Source organism: Vibrio sp. 779(2023) (genome assembly GCF_033344285.1).
GTDB classification, from domain to species: Bacteria; Pseudomonadota; Gammaproteobacteria; order Enterobacterales; family Vibrionaceae; genus Vibrio; species Vibrio alginolyticus.
In genome coordinates this window covers 467032-480442 of record NZ_JAWPOM010000001.1, presented here as the reverse complement: position 1 = coordinate 480442, position 13411 = coordinate 467032, and the positions used below count along the sequence as shown (strand labels likewise).

Below are 13411 nucleotides of genomic sequence, written 5' to 3'. Positions count from 1 at the left end.
AGCAGTTAATCCGCCGACCACACCGAGCGAATATCTGGCCAACCCCAGTTAGTAAGAGCGACGTCTTCTAAAACACCTTGGAAACGCAAAGTTTGTGTATGGTGGAACATGGGTGCAATCCAGTATTCGCTGATCAACGTCGATGCAATTGGCTCCAATGCATTAAGGTAGTCCTCAAGTGGAACGAAAGATCTGACTCTCTGTAGTTGTTCATCTAACCATTGTGCGTTCTTCTCTCCCAAAGTGTGGAATAGCACAGCGTTGCTGAAGAAGTTCGTGAACGCAGAGGCATGACGATTATCATCTAGGTTTATGTTCGTTACGACCATTGTCTCATTTAGCTCACCGTTCTTAGCCTTCTCGTTCAGCTCACGGTAGGAATACATAACAATTTCTACTTTACTGCCAACACTCGCCAAACGATTAGAAATAGCCCGCGCACAGCGACGCAACGCGGTATAGTTATATCCTGCTATGGTAATGTGTTTAGGTAACTTAAGCGGCTCACTAAACGGACGGAGCACTGGCTTCCAACCTGGTAGCAGGTTATAAGCGGGTATACTCCCAAATACAATATTCTCGCGGCGCATCACTTCGGCCAAGTGCTCAGGTTGAATTAGCTCACTAATATAACGGCGCTGCGCTAAAGAGAGTTTGTGCTTAGCGTGCTGATTAAATAAGGCGAACAAGCAACCATCTTCTATTCGACTACGCTTGCTCGCCGATGAGTTTTCTCGGTTTTGCGTCGACATATAGTGTCCACACAAATCCTCCTCGGGCGAAGTATCCCTTTGCAACGTATTTGCTGCCAATGACGGGTTCTCCATTTGCTCGTCATTAACAATCCAGATAGTCACCAAATCCGTTAGAACTCTACATGCATAGTAACCATTAAATGCTTGCAGTTTTAAACGACTTTCATTGTGCTCGACAACAGAGAATGGGCCACTTCCGACCACCAGCTTGTTATTCGCTACGTTAACTTGGCTTACTGGTTGAATGCCGTATTTCACACCAGAAATAAGTCCAGCAAAGCCCAAGTCAGCTCGATTAAGCTTAAAAACAACCTTCAATGGCGTTGGCGCAGTAATGTTAGCAACATGTGCCAACTCTTTTTCGTAATACTGTAGTGAACTCAATTTTGCAAACAAGCTAACCACTGTTTCTGCATCAATGGAATTACCATTATGAAAAGTCAGACCTGGACGAAGGTAGAAAGTCCATTCGTAGGTGTCTTCGTCATAACGCCAGTGATGTGCGAGTTCTGGTTGCACTTTCCCATTGTGATCACTCGAAACTAAGCAACAATAGATTTGCCTTAATAAGAAACGTTCGCTGCTACGCTGAAGTTGATGTGGAACGACGCGCTCAAACATTCGCTTATAGGTTAATTGAATATTGAGCTGTCCTTCTTGAACAGAAGCACCAGACGTTGTTTTTAACAAACGGCCAAATGCCATTTCGTCTTCATCTAATATCGCCAGTGCTTTTTCATACTTGCCTAACTTGATACGTTCAAGAGCCAAGCTCTCTTTTAAAACGTCTAACTCCATATTCAGAATAAGAGTCGATCGTTGGTTCCGCCCAGCTTTCGGGTGCCAGCTCAACCACGCCTTCTGCTGCATCTGCGTTAGCAGGCTACGAGCATGCCGAGAAGAAGTGAACATGATGTCGGCAATGTCCTGTAACGTGGTTTTTGTTTCATCACCAACGCTAAACGAGAGTAATCGTTGGTAATAGCGAAACAAATTGAGATCAGACACTGAATCAACCTTAGATCTGTGAAGTTTGTGGATAGGAATAGTTTACTTAAGTTGGCGGTAATAAAATAAGAAAACTTCCTAATTATCTGTTCCCCTTTTCCACAATTAACCTCTAAATTCGGCTTTAAAGCCCCATATATTTACGTTATTAGGAAAAAAGCCAACAAAAGCACTCTCTTTTTTATATCCCCTTTTATACACATAATTTACTCGTCAGCTAAAGGAGGAAAAAATGAAGAAGCCAATGATGGCGTACTTTTTTCAGCAACGCCTAGCTCAATCGAGTAATAAAATAGAAGTGATGACTCTGGTTTATCTTAACGATATGTTCCAGTGGTCATAGCCTAACCTCAAGCAGAACTTAGCTCCTGATACTACACCCCCACTTCGTTGTATCTTAAGTTCTGCTTTTTCATCTTTTGCACTCTACTACCTTATTGCAGGTTACTAAAAGTTAACTAGTTGAAACACAGCAAAACAGAGTCTACATTGAAGTCTCATCCCCCAATCGCTTTGTTGAGAAAGGGGCATTCATGGATATACACCACCAATTCGGGAGTCAATATGGCAACTTCAGTGAAACTTAAAGCGGGCGACAGCTTCCCTCATCTTCAAGCCACTTTGCTAGATGGTTCAAGCGTAACGTTGGGTCAGCCGCAAGGTGATGCGACTTGGCAAGCAGTATTCGTTTATCGTGGTAAACACTGCCCTCTTTGTACTAAGTACCTCAACGAGCTTGAGAGTTACAAACAGGCTTTCGCTGATGCTGGCGTCGATATTCTTGCCGTTTCTGGCGATTCAAAAGCACAGCTAGAGGGGCATCTAGAGAAACTCGAAATCAGCTTCCCTATCGCTTACGGCCTGACCGAAGAACAAATGAAAACGCTAGGCTTGTATGTATCTATTCCTCGATCTGAACAGGAAACCGATCATAATTTCGCAGAACCAGGTCTGTTTGTGGTGAATGAACACGGCGACTTACACGTGGTGGATATTTCAAACAACCCGTTTGTTCGCCCTGAGCTTGGCGCGCTATCACGCGGATTGGCATGGATTCGCGATCCAAACAATAACTACCCTATCCGTGGCACATTGGATTACTAATATCTTCTACACCCAAGTAAACTTTCTATCCTTAAATAAGCTAGGATTCTTGCCTTAGTGAGAATAACTTGGAATGCATATCAGATCCGTGAGATCTGATATGTATCAACAAGTTGGAAATAGAGTCCTTGTTCATTATACAACGCCTTGATGAAAAACAAGATCAGTGAAGTTCAGGCTCCCCTCAAACAACGTTAAGTATTTACTTCTAAGTCACTTTCACGATAAACACATGAAATTAAGACTAAAAACTTAGACTTAACGGATGTATAAATCATAACGATACCTACACAAGTAGTTAGCTAGATATTATTATCCTACTGCAACTCACAATTGTGCACTTCTAACAATTCACACCATAAATGAAAACATAGATACCGTAAGAGACAAAATAAAAGCAAACGATTAAATTACCAATAAAACACCGTTCAATTAAAATAAAAAACATTTCACTTTGTAAAAATGTAATTAATCGTTATTTGCAATCACACATCTTAATTGAGAAATACAGTATGAATAAAATCTCTTTGCTTTATATGGCCGTTTGTATCGGATTAGTTGGATGCGGTTCAGGAGGAAGCGACAACGATCCAGCAAAAGATATACATCCCACCATTTCAAATCCGGAACAAGTCAACGCAATGACGGTGGACAAAGGTCATTTCTATTGTTCTGTAAACCAACAAAAACTGGAACACGGAGGGACATCTGCAACTATGTCCTACCTGATTGAAAAGAAAAGAAATTCTACGGTTGTCGACGATTATGAATGTACCGAATACGGTTTAAAGAAAGGTGAGTCAATTATCGTCACTAAAAGTGCAATTGAAAACTTTTCATACTCAAAACATTATAAAAGCACGAAGAAGAATGACATTAATAGGTTTAAAATCATCTACCCTACAGGGCTTACGACTCCGATTAATAAAGATTATGAAAAAATTACGATCACGTATAATACGGAGAGACCTGACGTTAACATTAAGATAATTCAATATTTTGACGAAAAGTCTAAATTATATACCATCAAAAAATATGAAAGCCACGTTAACGACAACTCACCAATAGGTTTAGTTGAGAAAGAGGAATTCGATAAATATTCCGATTTTGAAAATAAACTGGAATTAAATAGTGCTTTTTTAAATTCAACTGAAGTGAGTGATTTATTCTACAACTTACTAAGTATGATAAAATAATAACTAAAAATCAAAAACTTAAAAAGTACGATTATGCTCAAGTAGCCTCGATATGCCTGACTCGAAAGAGTACGTTGTTTTACGAAACAAATTACGATTTGAATGAAGCACATCTAAGTTACTTGGGTATAAACGGCGATGTATTGTTAATCAGCTTTCAAAAGAGAGTGACGTTTGCGATTAACTACTTTGGTCTTAACGAAGCTCAATTTGATGCTTTTCAGACCAAATTCGCAAATCATCAAGAATCTTAAGTGCGGTACGGCCGAACTCTGTTAGTTCATAGCTGACTGCAATTGGGCGGTCGCTGATCACTTTACGCACCACCATACCTTCCGCTTCTAGCTCTTTAAGACGTTGGTCGATCATCTTTTTACTTGCACCGCCTAGCATGCGTGCTAAGTCATTGAAACGAACTGGGCCGTCTTTCAAATGATAAATCAGAGAACCTTTCCATTTACCACCAATTAAACGCATCCCTTTCTCGATAGCACATGGCTCCGCACATACGTTCGCCACTGACTTACGACCTTTGCTATCTACACTGATTCTGCTTTCCACAATACACCTCAAGATACGCACCTAATCTAGGTAACGAAAAGTAAGCTAGATACATTTAGTGCTTTAGAGTAATAAAAACGTCACCTCGCCGCAAACAAATAAAAATGGACCGCGTACAGCAGTCCATCTCAATTCATCATTCAGTTCGCACTATCTTTCTAAAAGGATTAGAAGTTTTCGTTAATGTGAGCTTCGAAACGAACAAAATCGTTTTCGATATCTGCGTTCTTCATCACATCATAACAAGCGAATGTAGGTAATGCTGACATACCAAAGAAGCGGAAGTTAGCGTGCATGTGGAACATCAAATCATCCACGCCTTTACCTTGGAATAGGTATTCGCTCTCATCATCAAACGATTCTTCTGGCGCGTTGAATGTCAGTGAAAGCATGTATTTGCTGTTGGTTTGAGTACCGCCTGTACCATAGTTTTTCTTTGGTTCTTCTGCGCTACGGCCATCGAATGCACACAGTGCGCCGCCCATACCCGCAGTAAACACGTCGTCCATGTATTTTTTGAATGACCAAGGCACAGACATCCAGTTGATTGGGCTTTGGATGATCACGCGATCAGCCCATTCAAAGTGTGCGAGTTGCTCATCTACGTTGATCTCATCTTGCATTGTCACAACGCGAACCTCATGGCCTTTTGCTTGCAGAAGCGTCTGTGCTTTGTCGACAAGAGAAGCATTTAGACGACCTTCTGAATATGGTGATGGTTCGTGTGCATTGATGATCAGTACGTTGCTCATGGGATTACCTTTAAATAAGTTCACAAGATGACGCAGTAACCATTGTGCGTCGGATGTGGTTTATTATGGTAACCTAGAAATATAGTGCAATTAGTTAACTTTTAGTAACCTACTTAATTTTTTATTATATCACTGTTTTTAAAACATATATTTTTTCAATTTTTTATTCATCGTTATTTTACGATTAATTTTTTCATCGAGTTGTTGCATCTTCCACAGAGCAGGCGTACACTTTATCGCAATTCGACGATTAACTATTAAGGCCAGCGAATGAGTGATAAGTGCAAGGACACGTGCGAAGTTGTTTTTCAGACAACACAACAACAGCTCGAGAAAGAACAAACTCTCGCAGCGCAAGCAAAAGCTTTGTCGCATCCAGCACGTTTGCGCATTCTGCATATCCTGCACACGCTCGATACCATGGGCGGTTGTTTGAACAGTGATTTGGTTTCTGAACTGGGTCTTGCGCAATCTACTGTTTCCGAGCACTTGCGTATTCTCAAGCAAGCAGGCTTTATCAGCGCCGAGCCAAACCCACCTAAGGTGTGTTACCGCATTCAACGCGACGCGTTTGATCAGTTCAATCTAGGCTTTTCCAAGTTATTTGATTAATTCCCTTTGCACGCTGGTCAGGCGTGCAGAGATAAACTATACCTTTAACTATCGCCTTTCGACGATAAACGAATAAGAGAACACTATGACTACTCAAGTTTTAAATAGTGCCAGCGACAAAATGATCTTCTTGGACCGTTACCTAACGGTGTGGATTTTTGTGGCAATGGCAATCGGTGTAGGTATTGGCGCAGTATTCCCTCAAGTTGCTGAGTGGAACGAGTCAATGTCAGTTGGTAGCACAAACGTACCGCTAGCGATTGGTTTGATTTTGATGATGTACCCGCCACTCGCAAAGGTGAACTACAACTTGCTAGGCACAGTGACGAAAGATAAAAAAGCGATCACGCTGTCTTTGGTCATGAACTGGATTGTCGGCCCTATTTTGATGTTCATCCTTGCATTGACTTTCCTAGGTGATCATCCGGGTTACATGGTTGGTATCATTCTGATTGGTCTTGCTCGTTGTATTGCCATGGTATTGGTATGGAACGATATCGGTGGCGGTAACAAAGAATACGGTGCAGCCCTAGTTGCACTAAACAGCGCTTTCCAAATCGTGACTTACAGTGTGATGGCATGGTTATTCATCACTGTGTTGCCACCAGTCTTTGGTTACGAAGGTTTCGTGGTTGATATCTCGATGATGGACATCGCGGAAAGCGTTCTGATTTACCTTGGTATCCCATTCCTAGCGGGCTTTCTAAGCCGTAAATGGCTGGTCGCTGCGAAAGGTGAGCAATGGTACAACGACGTGTTCATCCCACGCATTTCACCAATTACCCTTATCGCCCTACTTGCGACCATCGTACTGATGTTCAGCTTAAAAGGTGAGATGATTCTTGAACTGCCAATGGATGTATTCCGTGTAGCAATTCCACTGGCTATTTACTTTGTGTTGATGTTCTTTGTCAGCTTCTTCGTTGGTAAGAAAATGGGCATTGACTACGACAAAAACGCGTCGATTGCTTTCACGGCAACAGGCAACAACTTTGAATTGGCTATTGCGGTTTCTATCGCGGTGTTTGGACTAAACTCAGACCAAGCTTTTGCTGGTGTCATTGGCCCGCTGATCGAAGTGCCTGTGTTGATTGCTTTGGTGAATGTAGCATTGCGAATGAAAGCCAAATATTATGGCTAACCTAAAAAGCACAAAAAATACAAAAGCGGTAAAACATTAACTCACTACCGTTTTAATATACTCGCTGGGCGTTAGGCCGAACTTACTTTTAAAGCGTTGGCTAAAACGCCCCTCTGACTGATAACCACACAACTGTGCGAGCATAGCAACGTTATACGAGCCATTTTGCATCAAGTAAAGTGCGTGATTTAAGCGCACTTCCGCCAATACTTCACGATACTGGGTACCTTCTTGTTTCAGTTTGCGTATCAATGTTGCTCGGCTCATAGCAAAGTGCCCCGCGACCATGTCTAATGGATGCTCCTCCCCTGGAGAGCGCGATAAGTAACGACTAAGTTTCTGACTAAAAGAGATATGTGAACTCGAGAATAACCGATGCAATAACCCTCTCTCAGCTAGCTGCTGATATAGGCCCATAATCCAATAGCGTTGTGTCGCTTCACTTAAGCTTTCCCGCTCAAACGAAAACAAAGCATTTAACGTCGCTTGCAATGCTTTATCTGTCTCAACAACGGGTACATAGTTTCCTAATGCGTTGCTCATGCTTAGCTCCAACATTTCATCGCTAGGCACACAGTAAAAACTGAACATTCGAGAAAGAAATCGCCCTTGTAGAGGAAGATTTTCAAAATTTAGGGATGCATTTGCTTCACAAAGCATGATATTTGGATGATGGATGTCGAGTACTTCATCTTTCCAGAAAAGATGTTTACTCCCCTTAACAATCTGAATAAGGCTTGGGGAGTGAATCCTGACATTACGAAGCTTCTGCTGCTGCTCCGCACGAAACAGCGTAACCTGATGTTGGTGACCCATTCTCTCCCCTTATATTCAATTATCGCGTGTAAGTCGTGGTTAATGTCGCTTTACCCAAAGCAACACTATTCAAAGTAAACCCTACAATGGCTGGTGGCGTGTTTTCATCCAATTTCAGTTCTTCAGTTGGCAATGCCCACACCGTAAACTGGTAACGATGCATCCCATCATTCTTTGGAGGACACGCGCCGCCGAACCCCGTTGTGCCGTAGTCAATACGAGATTCTTTGCCGCCTAACTTGTTCATATCAATGCCTCGAGGCAGTTCGCTAACGGTGGATGGAATATTAAACGCTATCCAATGCCAAAAACCACTGCCTGTTGGCGCGTCGGGGTCATACACGGTGATCGCAAAACTTTTTGTGCCCTTTGGAGCTTCTTTCCACATCAATTGTGGTGATTGATTCCCGCCATCACATCCCCAACCAGAGTATTCAAATGTCTTCGCCATCGGGTGGCCTTCTTGAATATCTCTACTCACGAGTTCAAATGCATGGGCAGAACCGACCGCAAAAACACTCAATGCCAAAACTGATTTGTAGATCGCTTTCATGTTTTTCTTCCTTTCAATGAATTCAACACTAGTGTAAGTACCCATCAGTCCGAATTCTTGTCAGTAAGTATCAAAAAACACAAAATAATCTATAATTTTGACACTTTAAGATTCTAACACAAATTTCTTACTCTCTTAATTGCACTTGGTTTATGCTAATTAATCGCTCACGGAACAAGGAAGGAAAATGGAATTGGATATCAACGTGGTGGACGCCTTCACCGATACGCAATTCAAAGGCAACTCAGCAGCGGTGATACCGTTAGAGGAATGGCTAGCCCCAGAATTGATGCAAAATATCGCGACAGAAAACAACTTGTCGGAAACGGCTTTTCTAAAATCCATTGGCGCAAACCGATATGAGATTCGTTGGTTCTCTCCTATAACTGAAATCGACTTTTGTGGACACGCCACACTGGCCTCTTCGTTAGTGCTGTTTGATGAGCTTGGCATTAATGGCACGATTGAATTTCATACTCTGGAAGTAGGAACCCTCACCGTGGAGAAGAATGCGCAAGGTAAGATCGAGATGACGTTCCCTGCTCGTCCTCCAAAAGCCGTTTCTGAGATTCCCCTAGCATTAATTGAAGGCTTAAGTTGCGATGTGGAACGCGTACTGCTTAGCCCTCAAGCGTATTTCGTGGTGGTCGACAGCCAACAGGAGGTACTTGAGGTTCAATACCGTTCAGAGCACCTCAAGACACTCGCTCCTTACGATGTGGTCGTTACCGCAAAAGGCGATCAACAAGACTTTGTATCTCGTTACTTTTGGCCTGCAAATGGTGGTGACGAAGACCCCGTAACTGGCTCGATTCACGCTGGGTTAGCACCGTTTTGGGCAGAAGCGTTAGGCAAAACATCACTGGTCGCTTACCAAGCTTCTCAGCGCGGAGGCATTTTGCACTGTGAAGTTACTGGCGAACAAGTAAGAGTATCTGGCGACGGCGTGCTCTACATGAAAGGCAAGATTTTTGTTTAAATGATATTCATGTAATCAACTTAAAAGAGCCAAGTAAAGCACGGCTTCCGCAGGATAAAGCCAGCTTCAATAATTAATCAATTGATGAATATTGAGGGAATTAACTTCCTAGCCGGACAAAACTGACTCACGTTACACTGAATGCAGTCCCATACTCTCCTATAGCTTGATACGAATTCGAGCTCACCTTCTTAGAGGAAGCGTCGCATGATGAAGCGAATCATTCTTGGCACCCTAGCCCTGACTCTTTTAACTGCCTGTTCCAAAGATGACGGACAGCAAGCCCTTGGCACACTAGAACGTGACCGCGTAACCTTCACTGCCACCTCTAGCGAGATAATTCGTGCCCTACCCATTAAGGAAGGCAGCCAAGTCACCGAAGGAGAAGTGCTGGTTCAGCTCGATACAAAGAACCAAGAAGCCGTTTTAGCTCACGCCGTTGCCGAACAAGCCAAGGCTGACGCCTATCTTTTGAAATTGACCAATGGTGAGCGACCAGAAGACATTGCCGCAGCGCAAGCTCGCGTTGCCAGAGCGGAAGCTCAATTGATTGAAGCGCAAAAGAACTACCAACGTAAAGCGGAGTTAGTTCGTAAAAAACTCATCAGCCAATCAGAAAAAGACACCGCTTTAGCAGCCAGAGATTCTGCCCGTGCAGAGCTAGACTCCTCACAAGAAGAGTTCAGCAAACTGACCGCTGGCTCTCGTCCTGAAGATATTGAACAAGCGAAAGCCGCACTCATGGCTGCAAAAGCCGATGTAGCACTACAAGAACAGAAACTGGCAGAACTCACCATCACGGCCACGCGAGATGGCTTGCTAGATAACCTACCGTTTAACCTTGGTGAACGCGTTCCGGTGAATGGCATTGTTGCCGTAATTCAAGCGAGCCGCGTCCCATACGCCCGTGTTTATGTTCCTGCCAATTATCGAGTCAACTTTGTGCCGGGTAAAACGGTTAACGTGCATGTAGATGGCGTTGAGCAACCATATAGCGGCACCGTTCGTTGGGTAGCGACTGAGCCTTCATTCACGCCTTATTTCGCGCTTACCGAGGAAGAACGATCGCGTTTGATGTACCTAGCAGAAGTCGACCTTCAAGACTCAGCACAATCCTTGCCTTCAGGTATACCAGCGCAAGTGGATTTGGTGGAGTAAGCCAATGACCGAATTCGCGATTCAAGCTGAAAATGTAGTGAAGAAGTTTGGTGACTTCACCGCCATCAACAACATCACGCTCAATGTGCCCAAAGGCAGTATTTATGGTTTTCTTGGCCCGAACGGCTGCGGTAAATCGACAACCATTCGTGTGTTAACTGGCTTACTTAGCCCAAGCGAGGGCAATGTCGATGTACTCGGGCTAGAGATCCCAAAACAATCTGAGCTTCTGCGCCTCAAGATTGGCTACATGACGCAAAAGTTTTCCCTCTATGATGACCTGACGGTTCAAGAGAATCTTGAGTTTATTGGACAAATCTTTGGTATGGAAACCAAGGTCCTAAAAGCTCGTATCGAAGAACAACTATCCACCTACGGTCTCGACCAGTTGCGTAAACAGCGCGTCGGCGGAATGAGTGGCGGCCAGAAACAACGCTTGTCTCTCGCCGCCGCCACCATGCACAAACCAGAACTGTTGTTTCTCGATGAGCCCACGTCTGCGGTTGACCCAGAGAACCGGCGCGATTTCTGGGAGCAATTGTTTGATCTCTCTGACCAAGGCACGACGATTTTGGTCACTACGCATTACATGGATGAAGCAGAGCGCTGCCATCGTCTGGCTATTATGGAAGCAGGCGAAATCCGCGCCGATGGTGAGCCAGAAGAACTCATGGCGCAAATGGGCGTTAACATCGTCGAAGTCAAAGCGGATAACTTACGCGAGCTAAAAGAGAAAGTCATTCGACGTGAAGAGGTGCGCTCGGCCGCACAGCTAGGCATTCGCATACGCATTTTAGTCCACCAGCACATCGAACAACCGATCGAATGGTTAACCCAAACCTTTCCTGAGCTTGATGGTTGCGAGATGAACATTGCTCGTCCTAGCTTGGAAGATGTGTTTGTCAGCGTGACGGGAGAAGGTCGCCAATGATGAAATCTATTGCCCGTATGAAAGCGGTAATGATCAAAGAGATCCGTCAGCTTTCACGTGACCGCATTACCTTTGGCATGGTCGTAATGATCCCCCTGATTCAGCTTCTGCTATTCGGCTTTGCCATTAATACCGATATTCGCAACATCCCCGTTGGCGTCGTCGATCAAAGTGGCAGTACTGCTGGGCGTGTGATCACCGAGTCCGTCAAAGTCACGCAAGTGGTCGATGTGGTTGAAACCTTTGCTACCGCTTCAGAAGCCGAGCAAGCCATTCAGGACGGTTTGGTGCGAGCGGCTTTAATTCTACCTAGCGACCTAACCCAACGTATGGTGCAAGGTCGAGAGCTTGGACAGTGGATTGTGGATGGTTCAGACACCATGATCAGCTCTGCGATTCTCTCACTGCAAACCATGCCGTTAACGGATTTTGATTTTGAGATACGTCCTGCTCCAACCAAAACCTTTGAAGTTGCGCTGTATTACAACCCGAGTCGGCGCTCAGCGGTGAACATTGTCCCTGGTTTGTTGGGCGTGATTCTAACCATGACGATGATCTTGTTCACCAGTGCAGCCATTGTTCGAGAACGGGAGCGTGGCAATTTAGAGTTACTGATTACTACGCCAATCCACTCCATAGAACTCATGGTGGCGAAGATCATCCCTTACATCTTTGTTGGTCTGATACAGGTGTTTATCATTTTAGGCTTGGGGCACTGGATATTTGGTGTGCCGATAAACGGCGCCATTAGTCAGATACTGTTTGGTACGCTGCTGTTTATCGCCGCGAGTTTAACCTTAGGTTTGGTGATATCCACCATTGCGACGACGCAGCTTCAAGCAATGCAGATGACTGTATTTATTCTTTTGCCATCGATTCTTCTGTCCGGATTTATGTTCCCTTATGAAGGAATGCCCATCGCGGCACAATGGATATCCGAAGCGCTGCCTGCCACCCACTTTATGCGAATTATTCGTGGTGTGGTGCTGCGTGGTGCAGACCTAATAGAGCTATGGCGAGATACAGTTTGGTTACTTGGATTCACCGTTATCGGCCTTATTGTCGCTTCATTTCGCTTCAAAAAATCACTCGACTAATCCCACGATATTGCGTTCATTCCTTAAAAACAAAAATAGCCCCAACGAAGGGCTATTTTTTGTTTGTGTATTCATACACTGTGCTATCGAGCTCAACTCTCAGACAATATTAATAGTACTCACCGTAGGAACAATCTCGTAAATCGGAAATATTGTAGTTTTTCAAAGAGTTTATTTTAAAGTTGAACACTACCTGTTTACAGACAACGCCTTCGCGATCCGTGTACGTGATAATACCTTCACTGTACGCTCGCTGACCATCAGAGGATCTCACGTCAGCAACAAGTTCCAAATGGCCCTTATGCGCGTCTACGCGATTCATCATCTCAAACACATCTACCCACTCTTCGCGATTTGCCATTTGTATTAGCATCGACTTCGCCTGTGTTTCCAACTGCTGGGGGTATACATAATAACGGTTGTAACCAAAGTATGCGCACATAAGTAATAAAACGAGTGCAAATGAGGTTGTTCTTGTCATACAAGCTTCCTCTTGTTGTTATAAAAATCTTGCTTCGTTAATTCAGTATAGGAAGCGAGCAAAGTTTAGGTTATAGAACTTGCCCAAATAACAGGGGACAGTCAGAGACAGTCAATTCTATGACAAGCTCAACAACAAACTTTATTGCACTCTCATCATGGGCTTGAACAAAAATACGCCACAGAGACAGTAAGAAGTAAGAAGTAAGAAGTAAGAAGTAAGAAGTAAGAAGTAAGAAAGGAAAACTAACCGGAGCGCGGTGATAAC

Annotated in this window: 14 protein-coding genes; 8 read left to right on the top strand and 6 right to left on the bottom strand. The window is 43.9% G+C overall.

What is annotated here, in order from left to right; all coding sequences use genetic code 11:
• Positions 1 to 5 precede the first annotated feature (5 nt).
• Positions 6 to 1763: an SgrR family transcriptional regulator gene (locus tag R8O70_RS02110; protein ID WP_064369142.1), complete on the bottom strand. Its 1758-nt coding sequence runs from the start codon at positions 1761 to 1763 to the stop codon at positions 6 to 8.
• 564 nt (positions 1764 to 2327) lie between these two features.
• Here R8O70_RS02110 and R8O70_RS02105 point away from each other — a divergent pair.
• Positions 2328 to 2867, top strand: a complete 540-nt coding sequence (locus R8O70_RS02105; protein WP_005385152.1) for a redoxin domain-containing protein — start codon at positions 2328 to 2330, stop codon at positions 2865 to 2867.
• Positions 2868 to 3379: 512 nt separating this feature from the next.
• Positions 3380 to 4063, top strand: a complete 684-nt coding sequence (locus R8O70_RS02100; RefSeq protein WP_258624818.1) for a hypothetical protein — start codon at positions 3380 to 3382, stop codon at positions 4061 to 4063.
• A 195-nt stretch (positions 4064 to 4258) separates the two neighbouring features.
• On the opposite strand, the gene R8O70_RS02095 is transcribed toward R8O70_RS02100, so the two are convergent.
• Positions 4259 to 4624, bottom strand: a complete 366-nt coding sequence (locus R8O70_RS02095) for a winged helix-turn-helix transcriptional regulator (protein WP_005375456.1) — start codon at positions 4622 to 4624, stop codon at positions 4259 to 4261.
• A 167-nt stretch (positions 4625 to 4791) separates the two neighbouring features.
• Entirely contained in the window at positions 4792 to 5376 is a 585-nt protein-coding gene (locus R8O70_RS02090) for an NAD(P)H-dependent oxidoreductase (RefSeq protein ID WP_017635228.1), read from the bottom strand.
• Positions 5377 to 5646: 270 nt separating this feature from the next.
• On the opposite strand from R8O70_RS02090, the gene R8O70_RS02085 reads away from it, so the two are divergent.
• On the top strand, positions 5647 to 5988 hold the full coding sequence (locus R8O70_RS02085) for an ArsR/SmtB family transcription factor (RefSeq protein ID WP_005375451.1): 342 nt from the start codon (positions 5647 to 5649) through the stop codon (positions 5986 to 5988).
• 85 nt (positions 5989 to 6073) lie between these two features.
• The gene (arsB, locus tag R8O70_RS02080; protein WP_318184030.1) at positions 6074 to 7129 is read left to right on the top strand and encodes an ACR3 family arsenite efflux transporter; all 1056 of its coding nucleotides are present in this window, start codon (positions 6074 to 6076) and stop codon (positions 7127 to 7129) included.
• A gap of 36 nt (positions 7130 to 7165) precedes the next feature.
• Here the strand turns inward: arsB and R8O70_RS02075 are convergent, their stop codons facing one another.
• Both R8O70_RS02075 and R8O70_RS02070 read right to left on the bottom strand, forming a co-directional pair.
• Positions 7166 to 7945 (bottom strand): AraC family transcriptional regulator, encoded by a 780-nt coding sequence (locus R8O70_RS02075; RefSeq protein ID WP_258624816.1) that lies wholly within the window; start codon positions 7943 to 7945, stop codon positions 7166 to 7168.
• A 19-nt stretch (positions 7946 to 7964) separates the two neighbouring features.
• The gene (locus tag R8O70_RS02070; protein WP_053303787.1) at positions 7965 to 8498 is read right to left on the bottom strand and encodes a YbhB/YbcL family Raf kinase inhibitor-like protein; all 534 of its coding nucleotides are present in this window, start codon (positions 8496 to 8498) and stop codon (positions 7965 to 7967) included.
• 187 nt (positions 8499 to 8685) lie between these two features.
• On the opposite strand from R8O70_RS02070, the gene R8O70_RS02065 reads away from it, so the two are divergent.
• The 4 genes from R8O70_RS02065 (at position 8686) to R8O70_RS02050 (ending at position 12663) form a co-directional block, all read left to right on the top strand.
• Entirely contained in the window at positions 8686 to 9477 is a 792-nt protein-coding gene (locus tag R8O70_RS02065) for a PhzF family phenazine biosynthesis protein (RefSeq protein WP_053303788.1), read from the top strand.
• A 207-nt stretch (positions 9478 to 9684) separates the two neighbouring features.
• On the top strand, positions 9685 to 10635 hold the full coding sequence (locus tag R8O70_RS02060) for an HlyD family secretion protein (RefSeq protein WP_373920837.1): 951 nt from the start codon (positions 9685 to 9687) through the stop codon (positions 10633 to 10635).
• Between the two features lie 4 nt (positions 10636 to 10639).
• Positions 10640 to 11566 (top strand): ABC transporter ATP-binding protein, encoded by a 927-nt coding sequence (locus tag R8O70_RS02055; protein ID WP_318184029.1) that lies wholly within the window; start codon positions 10640 to 10642, stop codon positions 11564 to 11566.
• A complete protein-coding gene (locus tag R8O70_RS02050) occupies positions 11566 to 12663 on the top strand; it encodes an ABC transporter permease (RefSeq protein WP_053303790.1) in 1098 nt (365 codons plus the stop codon). Before R8O70_RS02055 ends, R8O70_RS02050 begins: the two co-directional genes overlap by 1 nt.
• 109 nt (positions 12664 to 12772) lie before the next feature.
• Here the strand turns inward: R8O70_RS02050 and R8O70_RS02045 are convergent, their stop codons facing one another.
• Entirely contained in the window at positions 12773 to 13144 is a 372-nt protein-coding gene (locus tag R8O70_RS02045) for a hypothetical protein (protein WP_155489917.1), read from the bottom strand.
• Positions 13145 to 13411 lie beyond the last annotated feature (267 nt).